The organism is Citrobacter sp. TBCP-5362, from assembly GCF_005406305.1.
GTDB classification, from domain to species: Bacteria; Pseudomonadota; Gammaproteobacteria; order Enterobacterales; family Enterobacteriaceae; genus Citrobacter_B; species Citrobacter_B koseri.
Window position 1 is genome coordinate 4220717 of sequence record NZ_CP040234.1, and the last position, 16639, is coordinate 4237355.

General features: G+C 55.6%; 14 protein-coding genes. 5 read left to right on the forward strand and 9 right to left on the reverse strand.

Annotated features, from left to right (window positions below; all coding sequences use genetic code 11):
- Nucleotides 1–33: 33 nt before the first annotated feature.
- The gene (gene plsB / locus FD428_RS20075) at nucleotides 34–2454 is read left to right on the forward strand and encodes a glycerol-3-phosphate 1-O-acyltransferase PlsB (protein WP_049011993.1); all 2421 of its coding nucleotides are present in this window, start codon (nucleotides 34–36) and stop codon (nucleotides 2452–2454) included.
- 91 nt (nucleotides 2455–2545) lie between these two features.
- Here plsB and ubiA read toward each other — a convergent pair whose 3' ends face one another.
- The 5 genes from ubiA to malK all read right to left on the reverse strand — a co-directional run bounded on the left by ubiA (nucleotide 2546) and on the right by malK (nucleotide 7798).
- Complete coding sequence (gene ubiA / locus FD428_RS20080) at nucleotides 2546–3415, reverse strand: 4-hydroxybenzoate octaprenyltransferase (RefSeq protein WP_049011994.1); 870 nt, start codon at nucleotides 3413–3415, stop codon at nucleotides 2546–2548.
- A gap of 12 nt (nucleotides 3416–3427) precedes the next feature.
- Nucleotides 3428–3925 (reverse strand): chorismate lyase, encoded by a 498-nt coding sequence (ubiC, locus tag FD428_RS20085; RefSeq protein WP_114848709.1) that lies wholly within the window; start codon nucleotides 3923–3925, stop codon nucleotides 3428–3430.
- 181 nt (nucleotides 3926–4106) lie between these two features.
- Entirely contained in the window at nucleotides 4107–5048 is a 942-nt protein-coding gene (gene malM / locus FD428_RS20090; RefSeq protein ID WP_114848710.1) for a maltose operon protein MalM, read from the reverse strand.
- A gap of 154 nt (nucleotides 5049–5202) precedes the next feature.
- Complete coding sequence (locus FD428_RS20095; RefSeq protein WP_024130837.1) at nucleotides 5203–6555, reverse strand: maltoporin; 1353 nt, start codon at nucleotides 6553–6555, stop codon at nucleotides 5203–5205.
- A 133-nt stretch (nucleotides 6556–6688) separates the two neighbouring features.
- The gene (malK, locus tag FD428_RS20100) at nucleotides 6689–7798 is read right to left on the reverse strand and encodes a maltose/maltodextrin ABC transporter ATP-binding protein MalK (RefSeq protein WP_012134650.1); all 1110 of its coding nucleotides are present in this window, start codon (nucleotides 7796–7798) and stop codon (nucleotides 6689–6691) included.
- A 371-nt stretch (nucleotides 7799–8169) separates the two neighbouring features.
- Between malK and malE the strand changes: the two genes are divergently transcribed.
- The 3 genes from malE to malG all read left to right on the forward strand — a co-directional run bounded on the left by malE (nucleotide 8170) and on the right by malG (nucleotide 11938).
- Nucleotides 8170–9360, forward strand: coding sequence for a maltose/maltodextrin ABC transporter substrate-binding protein MalE (malE, locus tag FD428_RS20105; protein ID WP_049012001.1), 1191 nt, complete (start codon nucleotides 8170–8172; stop codon nucleotides 9358–9360).
- 128 nt (nucleotides 9361–9488) lie between these two features.
- Nucleotides 9489–11033, forward strand: a complete 1545-nt coding sequence (gene malF / locus FD428_RS20110; protein WP_114848711.1) for a maltose ABC transporter permease MalF — start codon at nucleotides 9489–9491, stop codon at nucleotides 11031–11033.
- Between the two features lie 14 nt (nucleotides 11034–11047).
- Nucleotides 11048–11938 carry a maltose ABC transporter permease MalG gene (malG, locus tag FD428_RS20115; RefSeq protein ID WP_012134654.1) on the forward strand — a complete coding sequence of 297 codons (891 nt, stop codon included), beginning with the start codon at nucleotides 11048–11050 and terminating at the stop codon, nucleotides 11936–11938.
- Between the two features lie 105 nt (nucleotides 11939–12043).
- Here malG and psiE read toward each other — a convergent pair whose 3' ends face one another.
- On the reverse strand, nucleotides 12044–12454 hold the full coding sequence (gene psiE, locus FD428_RS20120) for a phosphate-starvation-inducible protein PsiE (RefSeq protein ID WP_012907714.1): 411 nt from the start codon (nucleotides 12452–12454) through the stop codon (nucleotides 12044–12046).
- A gap of 141 nt (nucleotides 12455–12595) precedes the next feature.
- Between psiE and FD428_RS20125 the strand changes: the two genes are divergently transcribed.
- A complete protein-coding gene (locus FD428_RS20125) occupies nucleotides 12596–13048 on the forward strand; it encodes an acyltransferase (RefSeq protein ID WP_024130839.1) in 453 nt (150 codons plus the stop codon).
- A gap of 44 nt (nucleotides 13049–13092) precedes the next feature.
- Here the strand turns inward: FD428_RS20125 and FD428_RS20130 are convergent, their stop codons facing one another.
- The 3 genes from FD428_RS20130 to FD428_RS20140 are packed head-to-tail and all read right to left on the reverse strand — an operon-like array spanning nucleotide 13093 to nucleotide 16561.
- Nucleotides 13093–15189, reverse strand: a complete 2097-nt coding sequence (locus FD428_RS20130) for a YjbH domain-containing protein (RefSeq protein ID WP_114848712.1) — start codon at nucleotides 15187–15189, stop codon at nucleotides 13093–13095.
- On the reverse strand, nucleotides 15189–15926 hold the full coding sequence (locus FD428_RS20135) for a capsule biosynthesis GfcC family protein (protein ID WP_071257659.1): 738 nt from the start codon (nucleotides 15924–15926) through the stop codon (nucleotides 15189–15191). Before FD428_RS20135 ends, FD428_RS20130 begins: the two co-directional genes overlap by 1 nt.
- Complete coding sequence (locus FD428_RS20140) at nucleotides 15923–16561, reverse strand: YjbF family lipoprotein (protein WP_114848713.1); 639 nt, start codon at nucleotides 16559–16561, stop codon at nucleotides 15923–15925. The genes FD428_RS20135 and FD428_RS20140 overlap by 4 nt, the downstream gene beginning before the upstream one ends.
- Nucleotides 16562–16639 lie beyond the last annotated feature (78 nt).

Below are 16639 nucleotides of genomic sequence, written 5' to 3' on the forward strand. Positions count from 1 at the left end.
TTTGCATTATTAACCAGAGGCTTTACATCGTTTATGTCCGGCTGGCCACGAATTTACTACAAATTACTGAATTTACCATTAAGCGTGCTGGTAAAAAGCAAGTCTATTCCGGCAGATCCTGCCCCGGAGTTGGGACTTGATACATCGCGCCCTATTATGTACGTATTGCCGTACAACTCCAAAGCAGACCTGCTGACGCTACGCGCCCAGTGTCTGGCGCACGATCTTCCCGACCCGCTGGAGCCGCTGGAGATCGACGGAACGCTGCTGCCGCGTTATGTCTTTATTCACGGCGGGCCGCGTGTCTTCACCTATTACACGCCAAAAGAAGAGTCCATTAAGCTTTTCCACAACTATCTCGATCTCCACCGCAGCAATCCCGATCTGGATGTGCAAATGGTGCCGGTATCGGTGATGTTTGGCCGCTCTCCGGGGCGCGAAAAAGGAGAAGAGAACCCGCCTTTACGTATGCTGAACGGCGTGCAGAAATTCTTTGCCGTCTCCTGGCTGGGACGCGACAGCTTTGTTCGTTTCTCGCCGTCCGTGTCTTTGCGTCGGATGGCTGACGAACACGGCACTGACAAGACAATAGCGCAGAAACTGGCGCGCGTGGCGCGTATGCACTTCGCCCGTCAACGTCTGGCGGCGGTCGGGCCGCGTCTGCCAGCCCGTCAGGATCTGTTTAACAAGCTGCTGGCTTCAAAAGCCATCGCTCGCGCCGTGGAAGATGAAGCGCGCAGCAAAAAAATCTCCCATGAAAAGGCGCAGCAAAACGCCATTGCGCTGATGGAAGAGATTGCCGCCAACTTCTCCTACGAGATGATCCGTCTGACCGACCGTATTCTGGGCTTTACCTGGAACCGTCTTTATCAGGGGATTAACGTCCATAACGCCGAGCGCGTTCGCCAGTTGGCGCACGACGGGCATGAAATTGTCTATGTGCCCTGCCACCGCAGCCATATGGACTATATGCTGCTTTCCTACGTGCTGTATCACCAGGGGCTGGTGCCGCCGCATATCGCTGCGGGCATCAACCTGAACTTCTGGCCGGCGGGTCCGATTTTCCGCCGTCTGGGCGCGTTCTTTATTCGTCGTACCTTCAAGGGCAACAAGCTCTACTCCACCGTATTCCGTGAATACCTGGGCGAGCTGTTCAGCCGTGGTTACTCGGTCGAATATTTCGTCGAAGGCGGTCGCTCGCGTACCGGTCGTCTGCTCGACCCGAAAACCGGCACGCTGTCGATGACCATTCAGGCGATGTTGCGCGGCGGCACGCGTCCTATCACGCTGGTGCCGATCTACATCGGCTATGAGCATGTGATGGAAGTGGGCACTTACGCCAAAGAGCTGCGTGGCGCGACGAAAGAAAAAGAGAGCCTGCCGCAAATGCTGCGTGGTTTAAGCAAACTGCGTAATCTGGGCCAGGGCTACGTCAACTTTGGCGAACCGATGCCATTGATGACTTACCTCAACCAGCATGTGCCGGAGTGGCGTGAATCCATCGATCCTATCGAGTCTATCCGCCCGGCCTGGCTGACGCCGACGGTGAATAACATTGCCGCCGATCTGATGGTGCGCATTAACAACGCCGGTGCGGCCAACGCCATGAACCTGTGCTGCACCGCGCTGCTGGCTTCCCGCCAGCGCTCTCTGACCCGTGAGCAGCTGACTGAACAGCTCGACTGCTATCTGAGTCTGCTGCGCAACGTGCCGTACGCGGCGGATTCTACGGTTCCTGCGCAGAGCGCCAGTGAACTGATCGACCACGCCTTGCAGATGAACAAGTTTGAGGTCGAGAAAGACACTATCGGCGATATCATCATTCTGCCGCGCGAGCAGGCCGTGTTGATGACCTACTATCGCAACAACATCGCGCATATGCTGGTTCTGCCTTCCCTGATGGCGGCCATCATTACCCAGCACCGCCACATCTCGCGTGACGCGCTGATGCAGCATGTTGACGTGCTCTATCCGATGCTGAAAGCGGAACTGTTCCTGCGCTGGGAACACGATGAGCTTGCCAGCGTGATTGACGCGCTGAGCAGTGAGATGCAACGTCAGGGGCTGATCGCCGTGCAGAACGATGAGCTGCATATCAATCCGGCACATTCTCGCACGCTGCAACTGCTGGCGGCTGGCGCGCGCGAAACGCTGCAACGCTATGCCATCACCTTCTGGCTGCTGAGCGCGAATCCGTCGATCAACCGTGGTACGCTGGAAAAAGAGAGCCGCACGGTCGCGCAACGTCTTTCCGTTCTGCACGGCATTAACGCGCCGGAGTTCTTCGATAAAGCGGTGTTCAGTTCTCTGGTGCTGACTCTGCGTGATGAGAAATACATCAGCGATACCGGTGACGCCGAGCCTGAGCAGACGATGAAGGTGTATCAGATGTTGGCCGATTTGATCACGTCGGATGTGCGTCTGACCATTGAGAGCGCAACGCAGGGCGAGTGACAATAAAAAGCCAGGTGGCGGCTTCGCCCTACCCGGCCTACGTTCTGCGCAATATGTTATGTAGGCCCGGTAAGCGCTACCGGGCTTTTTTTCAGCCAACGTAACTCATCGCCAGCCCTAAAAACAGCACCAGGCCGACGTAGTTATTGTTCATAAACGCTTTAAAACAGGCTTCACGTTCGCGCCCGATAATCAGTTTCTGCTGATACACAAACAGCGCGCCGGCCACCAGCACCGACCAGTAATACCCCCAGCCCAGCCCGTTCAGCCAGCCAATCAGCGCCATTAGCGCCAGCACCGCAATCTGCAAAATCCCGATAATAAGTTTGTCATGTCGCCCGAACAGAATGGCCGTCGATTTAATGCCGATTTTCAGATCGTCGTCCCGGTCAACCATCGCGTACTGCGTGTCGTAGGCCACCGCCCAGAGGATATTGGCCAGGAACATCAGCCAGCAGCTCAGCGGCACGGACTCACTCACCGCCGCAAACGCCATAGGAATAGACCAGCCGAACGCCGCGCCCAGCACAACCTGCGGCAAATGGGTGTAACGCTTCATGAAGGGATAGACCCACGCCAGCGCCAGCGCCGCAATCGACAGCAGAATGGTCATCGTATTCAGCGTTAATACCAGCAGGAAAGAGAGCGCTACCAGTACGACAAACAGCGTGCGCGCCTCTTTCTCCGTGACCGCCCCGCTGGGCAACGGTCGGTTGGCCGTGCGTTTCACATGTCCATCAAACTTACGATCGGCATAATCGTTGACCACGCAACCGGCGGCGCGCATTAACCAGACCCCGGCGACAAACACCGCCAGAATCCACAGTTGCGGTACTCCCGGCGTTGCTACCCACAGCGCCCATAATGTCGGCCAGAGCAGCAGTAAGGCGCCGATTGGCTTATCCGTACGCATCAGGCGGTGAAACGCCAACAGCTTATTCTGCGTCAGACTCCACTCCATTTTGTTTTCCTCTTAATACAACGGTGATGCGGGCAAAAACAGCTCGGTAAGCATCAGCGGCTTACCGCTCAGACGCAGGCGGGAACGACGCCCCCACAATGCGGCATCACGACCAATCTCAATAAAATCTCGGGTCAACGTTGATGATGTAAACAGGTAACACCCTAACGGCGTTTTTCCCAGATTTTGTAAGGCCAGCTCAGGGCCGCACAACGTTGATTCAGGCACGACGGTACGCCCGGCAAGCCAGGGTTTGCCGTCTGCACATAACAAAATTTCACGTAACCAGTAGCGGGATTCGACCGGTAGCAGCGCCACCTCTTCAGCCACTTCATGTGGACCAACAAACGCTTCCCGAAGCAATGTCACGCTTACCCGTTTCCCTTCTTGCTCAAAACGTTTGGTCATGGAATCTTCCAGAAGTAACCAGTCGAGCAACCGGGAATCCAGCGCAGGAATCTCTTTAAAATAGCGCAGCGCACGCAGTTGCGTTAACGCAGGGTGTGACATGCCGTACTCTCCGTTTAATAACGTAAAGGCATTGTATCGCAGAAAAGAGATTACGGGAGGCGTAAACATAATTAAGTGATCGGTTGCGCAACAGAAGTGTAACAACTCGCATGGAATGCTAAAAAAAAGGTGCGCCAGGAGACGCACCAGTTGTTGCAAAATCAGCAATGTGGGGAGACGCTTACCCCTTGCCTTTTACACTGCTGATAAACGTGGAACGGGCAGATGTCGATCCCAGGCGTTCGGCTTCATCAAGCAGTTTCAGAGCTTTATCAACGTCACCTTTCGCTACCGCGTCCTTAATCGCATTGTTGAAGTAGCTTTCCGTGTCGTTCAGCATTGGCTCGCTTTTCTTCGCCGGGGCAGGCGCTGGCGCGGCAACGGCTGGTGCGGTATAGGCGGTCGCCGGTGCCGCAGTGTTGCCGACGGTGACAGGTCCCGGACCGGAAGAACCAAACAGCGGGCCAACCAGTACGCTGGAGCTGCTGTTGGTTTTCACTTTCAGTTTCAGCAGGCCATCAGTCGTGTGGCGCGCGATCGGATCGGGAATATCCGGGACGGCATTACCCACGCCTTTCGCATACGCTTTTGCCGGGTCAAGCAGCGTGGTGGTCTGCTGGAGATCGTTATTGGTGGTAAACACCAGAACATACAGCTTCTGCTGGCCCAGCGCGGGCGTCAGACGCATTACCCCTTCCAGACGATCCGCGCTCATCACGCCGGGGGCCTGGTAGGTAAAGTAGCTGCTGGGGAAAAACGCTGAAGGCGTCAGGTTCTGGTCGAGAATCAGCACGTTCGGTGCAAATACGCTGGTTTGTTTGTTAACTTCGCTGCTCAATGTCAGCGTGAGCTCACCGATGTTCGCCGGTACGCTATACGCGGCAACCGGGCCTGTAATACCGGCGACGTCAAGCCGCTGACCACCGGTAGAAAGCTGTGTGGACTGCGTACTGGACTGGTCGACAGGCGTCCAGGTGAGTTGTTGTAGTGCGGTGGTCGGAATCGCAGGCGCTGCGCTGGTGTTTTGCGGAACATAGTTTACATCCGCCAGGCTGATGCCTGGTGCGCTTGCCAGCAACCCCGCCGATAAACAAAGGGCGACGAGACTTTTCTTCATTTTCATTGTTATCACCTCAGATAGCACGGGTTCAGCGGTGGCCAGGCAATAGCGCGCTAAACCGCGAGAAACGGTGCAGATAATGCCGGATAGCGGCTACGCCTTATCCGGCCTGCATCTCGTTACCGGGGGACTTGCGCCCCCCTCGTTATGTCACGTATTACCACCAGATTTCCATCTGGGCGCCGAAGGACCACTCATCGTTGTCGCCACGGCTGGTTGTGTTGAAGCCGGAGTTATTCGATGCGGCATAACGCAATGTGTTATCGCCGTCTTTGATGTAACCCCATTTCTCATCCCACTTCGCGTAGGTTGCGAAGAGACGGATGGCCGGGCGGGACCAGATGCTGTCGCCAGCCTGCCATTGTTGCGCCAGGGTGATTTTGTACTGGTTGTTGCGATCGCCAGTCTGCTGAGATTTGACGTTGTCGTAACCGACTTCCAGCAGGGTGCTCATGATCGGCGTCCATTTGAACATCGGACGAACGCCCACGGTCCACCAGTCAGTACCCAGATCGTTATCCAGGTCCTGTTTCTGGAACATACCGACGTACATCAGGTCCCAACGGTCGCCCAGAGAGATCGCCCCGTGGTCCAGAATACGCCACAGCTTACCGTTGTTATTGACGTAACGATCGACATAATGGAGCTGATCGTCGCCTTCGCCGATATCAAAAGTCGAGCCGTAAGAACCCTGAGGAATACCTTTACCCTGCGTGGTCATCGCGTCAGTGGCGTACTGAACCACAAACTTGTTGTAGCCCTTCAGCATGCTCTGGGTATGTTCAGCAGTGAACATCCAGCCGTCTTTAGATGCGCCGTCAGCCAGACGATAATCGTCAGTGGTGTTTGCGCGACCATAGTCGACACCCAGTTCCAGCACGCCGTCCGGGTTCGTTTCCAGACCGGCTAAACGCACGTCGAAGACGTCGTTGGCGGTGTCTTTAGAAGAGTTGTAAATATCCTGGCTGCTGAAGGTGTAGGAACCACCGGCTTCCTGAGAGCGGGTCGCTGCCAGAGACAGTTTACCGAAGCCCAGGTCGATGTTTTCGATACCCGCACCAGGACCAGAAATATCCCAGTAGTAGAAGTCGATCATGTGAACGTCATGACGCTGATAGAAGCGCTTACCCGCCCAGATGGTGGAGCCTGGCAGCCAGTCAATCAGGTTTTTACCCTGCACGTTGGCTTCACGGAACGCCGGATCGGTTGCTTCCCAGTCATTCTGTTGCGCTACGGAGTAGGCCACGTTAGTGTCGAAATAAAAGCTCTTGTCGCCTTCTTTCCACACTTCCTGACCCAGTTTCAATTCCGCATAGGTTTCACATTCGTTACCAAGACGGTATTTACTTTGAGCGCCAGTTGCCTGGAAACATTGTTGTTCGCCGCCACTACCCGTCCAGCCGATACCGGAACGAGCATAACCATGGAAATCCACTGCCATTGCCTGAGCAGACATAACGCCTGCTGCGACGGCAACCGCCAGAGGAAGTTTGCGCAGAGTAATCATTATTCTATCTCCTGAGATCATTGCTTTTCTTTAAACGCGTCCCCCTTCGGACTGCCTCTTTGTTGGCGGTGTTCTTTCACTTGCCGCCTCGATACATCCTCGAATGGTTTTGCGTTTTGTTTTTTTAATGGGGACCTTAAACGCCCGGCTCCTTATGCAGCCGACGGCATGCGGAACCATCTTCACGGAACAGATGGCAACGCTCTGGCGGCAGACCGATAGCGAATGTGGCACCCTCTTCTACCAACACCACGTCGTTCTGGCGGTAAACCAGGTTTTGACGAATGGCGGGGATCTGGATATGAATTTGTGTTTCGTGACCAAGTTGTTCGACGACCTGAACCTCGCCTTCCAGGGTGACATCGGCGATGTCGCTGGGCAGCAGATGCTCTGGACGAATACCTAACGACATATTTGCCCCGACCTGAACGCCGTTGCTTTCTACCGGCAGCCAGACGTTCTGGCGGTTCGGCAGCTCAACCTGCACCTGCTCGATAGCGGTCGCAGTGACTTTCACCGGCAGGAAGTTCATTTTCGGGGAACCGATAAAGCCCGCGACGAAGCGATCCGCCGGATAGTGGTACAGCTCCAGCGGCTTACCGACCTGCGCCACGCGGCCGGCATCCAGCACCACGATTTTGTCGGCCAGCGTCATCGCTTCGACCTGATCGTGGGTGACGTAAATCATCGTGCGGCCCAGACGCTTATGCAGGCGGGAGATTTCGATACGCATCTGCACGCGCAGGGCGGCATCAAGGTTAGACAGCGGCTCATCAAGCAGGAACACGCGCGGTTCCGCCACCAGCGTGCGGCCTATCGCCACGCGCTGGCGCTGGCCGCCGGAGAGCGCTTTCGGCTTGCGCTCCAGCAGGTGCGCCAGTTGCAGCACTTCCGCCACCTGATTCACACGCTGATTCATCACCTCTTTTTTGGCCCCCGCCAGCTTCAAACCAAAAGACATGTTTTCTGCCACGGACAGGTGGGGATAGAGCGCATAGGACTGGAAGACCATCCCCACGCCGCGTTCGGCGGGCGGGATGTCGTTCATACGGGCTTCCCCAATGAACAGATCTCCGCTGGTGATGGTTTCAAGTCCGGCGATCATACGCAGCAAGGTCGATTTCCCGCAGCCTGACGGTCCGACAAACACCACGAATTCCCCTTCGTGAATGTCGAGATTGATATCTTTCGATACCACCACGTCACCCCAGGCTTTCGTTACATTTCGTAGCTGTACGCTCGCCATGCCCTTCTCCCTTCGTTACAACCTGTCATCGACAGCAACATTCATGATGGCCTGACTATGCGTTATCCCTTGATTGCGTAAATCCTCCACCCCCCGGCTTTTTTATGGGGGAGGAGGCGGGAGGATGAGGGAGCAGCGTCTGAGACCCGGGCCGCGCCCCGCCGAGGAATTTCGTGATGTCACCTGCAAAAATCGCGGTGCTTTTATGTGCGCCAACACGCATTACTCACATTTATGCAACACAGATCACATAAAGAAGGGGTGGGGCGTAGGGGTAAGGAGGATGGAAAGAGGTTGTCGTATAAAGAAACTAGATACCGTTAAGCCACCTCTGTGTATCCACGAGCACATCACCAAAAAGGATGGGAGATATGAAAATCAAAACTGGCGCACGCATCCTCGCATTGTCCGCACTGACGACGATGATGTTTTCCGCCTCGGCTCTCGCCAAGATTGAAGAAGGTAAGCTGGTTATCTGGATTAACGGCGACAAAGGCTACAACGGCCTCGCTGAAGTGGGCAAAAAATTCGAACAAGACACTGGCATTAAAGTCACCGTTGAGCACCCGGACAAGCTGGAAGAGAAATTCCCTCAGGTTGCGGCCACCGGTGACGGCCCGGACATCATCTTCTGGGCGCATGACCGTTTTGGCGGCTACGCACAGTCTGGCCTGCTGGCTGAGATCACCCCGGACCAGGCGTTCCAGGACAAACTCTATCCGTTCACCTGGGATGCAGTACGTTACAACGGCAAGCTGATCGCCTACCCGATCGCGGTTGAAGCACTGTCCCTGATTTACAACAAAGACCTCGTTCCGAACCCGCCGAAAACCTGGGAAGAGATCCCGGCGCTGGATAAAGAGCTGAAGGCGAAAGGTAAGAGCGCGCTGATGTTCAACCTGCAAGAACCGTACTTCACCTGGCCGCTGATTGCCGCCGATGGCGGTTACGCGTTCAAGTTTGAGAACGGTAAGTATGACGTGAAAGATGTCGGCGTAGACAGCGCAGGGGCGAAAGCCGGTCTGGGCTTCCTGGTCGATATGATCAAAAACAAACACATGAACGCCGATACCGATTACTCCATCGCGGAAGCCGCCTTTAACAAAGGCGAAACGGCGATGACCATCAACGGTCCGTGGGCGTGGTCAAACATCGACAAGAGCAAAATCAATTACGGCGTGACACTGCTGCCGACATTCAAAGGCAAACCGTCTAAACCGTTCGTTGGCGTGCTGAGCGCGGGCATTAACGCCGCCAGCCCGAACAAAGAGCTGGCGAAAGAGTTCCTCGAAAACTACCTGCTGACCGATCAGGGTCTGGACGTCGTGAACAAGGACAAACCGCTGGGCGCGGTTGCGCTGAAATCCTTCCAGGATCAGTTAGCGAAAGATCCGCGTATCGCCGCCACGATGGATAACGCCCAGAAAGGCGAAATCATGCCGAACATTCCGCAGATGTCAGCCTTCTGGTATGCGGTTCGTACGGCAGTTATCAACGCTGCCAGCGGTCGTCAGACTGTCGACGCCGCGCTGAAAGACGCGCAGGGACGTATCACCAAGTAATGTTCAGGTCGTGTGCCGGATGGTGGCATCAATGCCTTCTCCGGCCTACAGAACAGGTAGGCCGGAGAAGCGCAGCGCCATCAGGCACGCTGACCTACAGGATTTCAAAGTTGTAGAGGAAGATCCCCATGGATGTCATTAAAAAGAAACATTGGTGGAAAAGCGACGCGCTGAAGTGGTCAGCGATTGGTCTGCTGGGCCTGCTGGTGGGTTACCTTGTAGTTTTAATGTACGCACAAGGGGAGTACCTGTTTGCCATCATGACGCTGATTTTAAGCTCTGCTGGCCTGTATATTTTCGCGAATCGTAAAACCTATGCCTGGCGCTATGTTTATCCGGGTATGGCCGGCATGGGGCTGTTTGTCCTGTTCCCGCTGGTCTGCACTATCGCCATCGCCTTTACCAACTACAGCAGCACCAACCAGCTCACCTTTGAACGCGCCCAGCAGGTGCTGATGGATCGTTCTTATCAGGCGGGCAAAACCTATAACTTTGGCCTGTATCCGGCGGGTGACGAGTGGCAACTGGCCCTCACCGACGGCGAAACCGGCAAGAATTATCTCTCCGACGCCTTTAAATTCGGCGGCGAACAAAAACTGCAACTGAAAGAGGCTGACGCGCTGCCGACCGGTGAACGCGCCAACCTGCGCATCATCACCCAAAATCGTCAGGCGCTGAACCAGCTTACCGCCGTTTTACCCGATGAAAGCAAGGTCATCATGAGCTCGCTGCGCCAGTTTTCCGGTACCCAGCCGCTCTATACCCTTGCCAGCGACGGCACGCTGACAAATAACCAGAGCGGCGTGGCGTACCGGCCAAACAACGATATTGGCTACTATCAGGCCATCAACGCGGACGGCAACTGGGGCGACGAAAAACTGAGCCCAGGCTACACCGTGACCATCGGCTGGGACAATTTCTCCCGCGTCTTTACTGACGAGGGCATCCAGAAACCGTTCTTCGCGATCTTCGTCTGGACCGTGGTGTTCTCAGTTCTCACCGTGCTGCTGACCGTGGCGGTTGGGATGGTGCTGGCCTGCCTCGTACAGTGGGAAGCGCTGAAAGGTAAAGCGATTTACCGCGTGCTGCTGATTCTGCCGTATGCGGTGCCGTCGTTCATCTCGATTCTGATCTTCAAAGGTTTGTTCAACCAGAGCTTTGGTGAGATCAACATGATGCTGAGCGCTCTGTTTGGCCTCAAACCGGCCTGGTTCAGCGACCCGAACACCGCCCGCACGATGGTCATTATCGTCAACACCTGGCTGGGCTATCCGTACATGATGATCCTCTGCATGGGCCTGCTGAAAGCGATTCCAGACGATCTGTACGAAGCCTCGGCAATGGACGGCGCGGGTCCGTTCCAGAACTTCTTTAAGATTACATTCCCGCTGCTGATTAAGCCGCTGACGCCGCTGATGATCGCCAGCTTTGCCTTTAACTTTAACAACTTCGTACTGATTCAGCTTCTGACCAACGGCGGCCCGGACCGCCTCGGCACCACTACGCCAGCCGGTTATACCGACCTGCTCGTGAGCTATACCTACCGCATCGCCTTTGAAGGCGGCGGGGGCCAGGACTTCGGTCTGGCGGCCGCGATCGCCACGCTGATCTTCCTGCTGGTTGGCGCGCTGGCCATCGTGAACCTGAAAGCCACGCGTATGAAGTTTGATTAAGGGAGATAACAACAATGGCAATGGTTCAACCCAAATCTCAAAAGCTGCGTCTCTTTATCACGCACTTAGGGCTGCTGATTTTTATCGCGGCAATCATGTTCCCGCTGCTGATGGTCGTCGCCATTTCGCTGCGTGAAGGCAACTTCGCAACCGGGAGCCTGATCCCGGAACGCATCTCCTGGGAGCACTGGCGGCTGGCATTGGGCTTCAGCGTGGAACACGCTGATGGCCGTGTCACGCCGCCCCCCTTCCCGGTTCTGTTATGGCTGTGGAACTCGATCAAAGTCGCGGCGATCACCGCCATTGGCATCGTGGCGCTCTCTACGACCTGCGCTTACGCGTTTGCCCGTATGCGCTTTCCCGGCAAAGCGACGTTGCTCAAAGGGATGCTGATTTTCCAGATGTTCCCGGCGGTGCTGTCACTGGTGGCGTTGTACGCGTTGTTCGACCGTCTCGGCCAGTACATTCCGTTTATCGGTCTGAATACCCACGGCGGGGTGATTTTCGCTTACCTGGGCGGGATTGCGCTGCACGTCTGGACGATTAAAGGCTATTTTGAAACCATCGACGGTTCGCTGGAAGAAGCGGCGGCGCTGGATGGCGCGACGCCGTGGCAGGCTTTCCGCCTGGTGCTGCTACCGCTCTCGGTGCCGATTCTGGCGGTGGTCTTTATTCTGTCGTTCATTGCCGCCATCACTGAAGTTCCTGTCGCCTCGCTGTTACTGCGTGATGTAAACAGCTATACCCTGGCGGTAGGTATGCAGCAGTACCTCAACCCGCAAAACTATCTGTGGGGTGATTTTGCCGCCGCAGCCGTGTTGTCCGCCATCCCGATCACGCTGGTGTTCCTGCTGGCCCAACGTTGGCTGGTCAACGGCCTGACGGCAGGCGGTGTGAAAGGCTAAGTTTCATTGATGTACCTGCCCGGAAACGGGCAATGCCACTGCAACCCTCAACTTATATTATCCCAACTTGTGACTGTTCTTCGGCGCTCCTCGGAGCGCCTTTTTTTATTCCCGTTTTAGCCGTTTCGAATTACATAACCACAGGGTGATCACCAATAACAGGATCGCCGCAGAGTAGATCAGCACATCCATCGGCGATTTATGATCGACGATGATCAGCCGCACAATCGCGGTGATCCCGATATAGACAAAGTAGCGCAGCGGGAAATGAAAACCTGACTGGAAGTACTTCACAATCAACGCAATAAACTCAAAGTAGAGAAAGTAGACCACCAGCCCTTCCACCAGCTCGTATTTGCTGGTTTGCTCCGGCGCAAACAGCACATCCGCCAGATGTAAGGTCTCTTTACCGAGGAAAACGACCAGGATCAGGCCCAGACTTAACAGCCCAAGATTCAGCACGGTCTGTAGGATCGTGGAGATAAACTCCACGCGTGGACGAGATAGTGACGTCATAGCAGCACCCTCTTTCTCAGTAGCAAGGTTCCTGTATAACGCAAAAATGTGACGGAGATCTATATTTTTTGTTTATGTTTTGTGCAGCAAAGGTCAGCGGAGAATTATCTCTGTCATGGCATGTTTCAAAGAGAAGGGAAAATGCAGTTAAAACACGCTACCGTCCGCAACGTCACCTGCGGTGAAAATGTGGTGATTTATGAGCCCGCAAACCTGTACGACTGCCAGCTTGGCGACAATGTTTTCATCGGACCTTTTGTCGAAATACAGGGCAATACACAGATTGGCGCAAACACAAAAATTCAGTCCCATACGTTTGTTTGCGAATATGTCACGATTGGACGCGATTGCTTTATCGGCCACGGCGTAATGTTCGCTAACGACATGTTTCGTGAAGGAAAGCCTGACCCGAACAGGCAGAACTGGGGGCGAATTGAGATCGGCAGCAATGTTTCCATCGGCAGCGGCGCGACCATCCTGGCCGTCAGCATTTGCGACGGCACAGTGATCGGCGCGGGAAGCGTGGTCACTAAATCGATCACCGAGAAAGGCGTATATGCCGGAAACCCGGCAAAATTATTGCGTCGCCTGTAAATTGCCGGATAAGCGTAGCGCCATCCGGCTGGCAAACGGCTCGATCAGCGGAAATTCACGTTGCGGTCGCTGGTCATATCGTACAGACCAAACTTCCGGCCAAGCTGCTGACCGCCGTCACGCGTCAGCGGCGTCCAGCCAATCGCTGCGCGGCTGCGGGTTGGGCTGGACGAGAAGAGATCCAACGGCACCGACACGTACACGCCTTTGGTGAAATCCCCTTCCCCGTACTCGTCCGGCGACACATCGGTGATCGTGGCATAGCCGCCAACCACCACGCCGCTGTCAAAGCGTTTCGCGATTTCCAGCGTACCGCCCTTGTCGCCAGCCAGATATTGACCGACGCTCGCTTTCACCAGCACATCCTGCGCGAACGACGGCGTCCAGTAGGCGGTCAAGTGGCCGGTTTTCACGCTGTAATCGGTGAATTTCATCATATCCTGCGCGCTACGCCAGTCACGCTGTTTCACGTAGTTAGCGTCAAGACCAAACGCCCAGTTGCTGTCAACCGGGCGATACAGCACTTCCGCCCCTGCGCCGCCGTACATGGTCTCCAGATAACCGCCGTAAACCTGGCCGTAGAAACCGTTGCCGAGGTACTGGAAGTAGTTGGCTTGCAGGTTATTCACATAGATATCGTTCTGCACATATTCACGCACATGGGTACGCACACGCGGAAGATGCGAATCGTTCGGTGGGTTGGTGTAGTTAAATTTGTCGTAATTGTTGGCGATATTGGCAAACAGACTGCCGGTGGTAAGCAGATGATCCGTTACCCACAGATCCGCCGTCCCCATCACGCCAAGCTGGTACATATAGAAATTTTCCGGGCCGCCGACAGACTGGTTCAACACCGGATCGATATGGAAATCAAAGCGCGATTTATCGATATACCAACCCTGCTCGGTTGTTTCCGGCACGATCGGCTCCACACGTTTTTGCGCCAGTGGGGTCTCGTGTCCTAATGGCTCGCCTTCCAGATGGCGTTTCAGGCTGGCGACATCGGTTTCCGTAGTGACCTGCGGCATATTGAGACGGTTTTCCGTCACGCGGATCGTGCGAATCCCTTCTGGCAGATCGTTCATGACGACCCGATTCGCGCGTTCGATCCCTTCCCGCGAGTCACGGTATTTCACCTGCTCGCCGGTGACGTACAGCGTATCGCCTTTCACCTGAATTTTAGGGTCCGCCAGTCCGGCGTTGTATTTTAGCAGCGTCAACTGGTTAGCGACGACCGAGTGTTGCAGGATGGCGTCCTGCGGCTCAGGCTGATATTTCGGTCGCGCGTTATCGTTATACGATGGGCGCAAATCGTTGAAGTTTGTCCGCAGCGTCACGCCAAACATGAAGGTGTTGCCGCGTTCATAGCTGAGGTTAACGTCGGCCCAATCGGTGACGCGGTAAATGGCGCCGACGTTAAACTTGCTCTTCTGCTCCAGCTTACCCGCGAAATCCTGCTGATAATTGTTGCCTTCATACTCCAGTTTCAGGCGCAGCGGCTGCCAGGGCGTTTGATACTCCACCCCGCCAAACAGCGACGCTGGCCCGTGGAACATATCGCTGCCGTTGACGGAACCGGCCTGTTTATAACTGTTATCGCGGTGACAGAATTTATCGCTGTATGAGCAAAACGGATTGCTCACGTTGCCGCTGGTGCCCAGATAACCCCAGCCAAGACCGAGCGAGAAATCAAACGGCCCCCAGGCTTTGTTCGCCACAATGTATTCCGCATCGAACAGCCCCGTCCCGCCGATATCTCTTGCGCCGACCGCCACCTGCGGCATCCAGTAGCTCTCTTCCCATAACCGCAGTTTCAGGTCGAAGGCTTTGTCTTTGTAGGTCTGGTTGCCGGAAAACGACTCCACGCTGCTGTATTGTCTGGTACGCACGTCGGTATAGCGCAGCGTGGTTTCCAGCCACGGGAACAACTGTATCGACGCGGAGTAGTAGCGATACTGATCGTTATCACGATAGTTCAGGCTCATCTCCCCTTCCCGCGCCATTCGCGCCGTTGGCGTTTGCAGCAGTCCCACGCCGCCGAAGTCAGATTGTGACGGCCCAATGGGGGCCGGATATGTTTCGGCATGGCAGGCTGCGCTGATGCCCAGCGCCAGTAAGCTGAGCAGATGTGTTTTTTTCATTATTCGGGTATCCGCTGCGTCAGAGTACGAAGAATGTCGGCGTTAAGCGCATCCGGCGTGTTGCTCCATAGAGAATCCGTAAGACCGACAAAAATGATGCTGCCAGGCATCGGCTCAACGTGACGCTTGTTCCAGTAAGCGACCGGCGCTTTCTGCGTGCGTCCGTCGGGATAGACAACCCACGCATAGCTGCGATCCGCCCCGCTGAGCAGGCTTTGCTCATCAAGGTAGCTGGCCACGTCCCGCCCCGGGCTGAAGGGCCGTTTACCCGGCTGGCTAACCAATCCAAACAGCGTGATATCCGTCGGCTGCCCGCCGACCCACAGCGTGTAATGGCCCTGCAACGGCGGATTGCCCCGTTCGCTGACGCGTACGGTATCCGGGTCAAGGTTAACGAGCTGTCTGCCGGTCACTTTTAACATCTGCACCTGCTGGCGCAGCGTATTGATTGCGGCGGCGTCATCGCCGCTTTTCTCTGCGCCAAACGCAGCCAGGCGGCCCAATAATTCCTGCTGCTGGCGCTGCGCCGTGGCGGTAGCCCGCTCTTCGCTGATAACCGCGCCAGGCCACCAGCTGTTCGCCAGTCTCGGCTGCCCGACCAGATCGATCAGATGTTCCGCGCCGGTGAGCGTCTTCGGTTCAGTGCTGCCTGCGGCAAACACCTTCACGGTGCCTGCGGCAAAAGATGAGGAAGCGCACAAACTCAGGGCCAGCGCTGCAATGGTCTGTTTCATCATTGTTTTGCCGCCTTAATGAGCGTGGTTTTCACCGGGAAGTAGTTCGCCCCCAGATACTGTTCCGACTGGCGGATTTGCCCTTCGCTGTCGATCCAGTAGCGGTTATGCCAGCGCGTCTGGTCGGTTGTAACCTCTTCATCCAGTACGCGAACGGCGGTTACATCGCTACCGACCTTAATGCTGTCAGTGCCATCCCATTTGAAGACCGAGCGGGCGGTGGCGTAACGCACCTGTTTATGTTCCGTCCAGCCCATCGTGCGCGTCCACGTTGCGCCATCTACGATTTGTGCCGGTCTGGCCAATGGGTCAGCCGCCAGATTGTTCACACCGATCAGATTGTCGCCGCCGAGCAGGGTTTTAATCAGGCGGCCATGCTGGGTCACGATGGTAGCCTGATCCTGCGTCACCCATTTCTGCTGCCCGTTCTCTGCGAAAGCGAGCACCACAAACAGCTGCGGCCCGCCATTGAGTTGCATGTACTGGCTGGCATAAGGCATGTTTTGAATGTCATCGTCCGTCAGTTGTACGCCCGGCGTACCGAACAGACTGTCCCACAGCGAATTACCCAGACCTTTAGTGGTGGCTGAGCAAGCCTGTAACAGCAGGCAAATGATGATAATTCCAGGTCGCTTCACGACTCTTCTCCGCATTATTGCCGGGTGGCCCCGGCCAGGAAGTCCCACAGGCTCAGGCAAGCTAAAATAACCACACCG

Excerpts from the sequence above, each read along its gene's own strand:
- plsB (WP_049011993.1), top strand. The coding sequence starts at position 34 with ATGTCCGGCTGGCCACGAATTTACTACAAATTACTGAATTTACCATTA.
- ubiA (WP_049011994.1), bottom strand. The coding sequence starts at position 3,415 with ATGGAGTGGAGTCTGACGCAGAATAAGCTGTTGGCGTTTCACCGCCTG.
- ubiC (WP_114848709.1), bottom strand. The coding sequence starts at position 3,925 with ATGTCACACCCTGCGTTAACGCAACTGCGTGCGCTGCGCTATTTTAAA.
- malM (WP_114848710.1), bottom strand. The coding sequence starts at position 5,048 with ATGAAAATGAAGAAAAGTCTCGTCGCCCTTTGTTTATCGGCGGGGTTG.
- malK (WP_012134650.1), bottom strand. The coding sequence starts at position 7,798 with ATGGCGAGCGTACAGCTACGAAATGTAACGAAAGCCTGGGGTGACGTG.
- malE (WP_049012001.1), top strand. The coding sequence starts at position 8,170 with ATGAAAATCAAAACTGGCGCACGCATCCTCGCATTGTCCGCACTGACG.
- malF (WP_114848711.1), top strand. The coding sequence starts at position 9,489 with ATGGATGTCATTAAAAAGAAACATTGGTGGAAAAGCGACGCGCTGAAG.
- malG (WP_012134654.1), top strand. The coding sequence starts at position 11,048 with ATGGCAATGGTTCAACCCAAATCTCAAAAGCTGCGTCTCTTTATCACG.
- psiE (WP_012907714.1), bottom strand. The coding sequence starts at position 12,454 with ATGACGTCACTATCTCGTCCACGCGTGGAGTTTATCTCCACGATCCTA.
- FD428_RS20125 (WP_024130839.1), top strand. The coding sequence starts at position 12,596 with ATGCAGTTAAAACACGCTACCGTCCGCAACGTCACCTGCGGTGAAAAT.
- FD428_RS20130 (WP_114848712.1), bottom strand. The coding sequence starts at position 15,189 with ATGAAAAAAACACATCTGCTCAGCTTACTGGCGCTGGGCATCAGCGCA.
- FD428_RS20135 (WP_071257659.1), bottom strand. The coding sequence starts at position 15,926 with ATGATGAAACAGACCATTGCAGCGCTGGCCCTGAGTTTGTGCGCTTCC.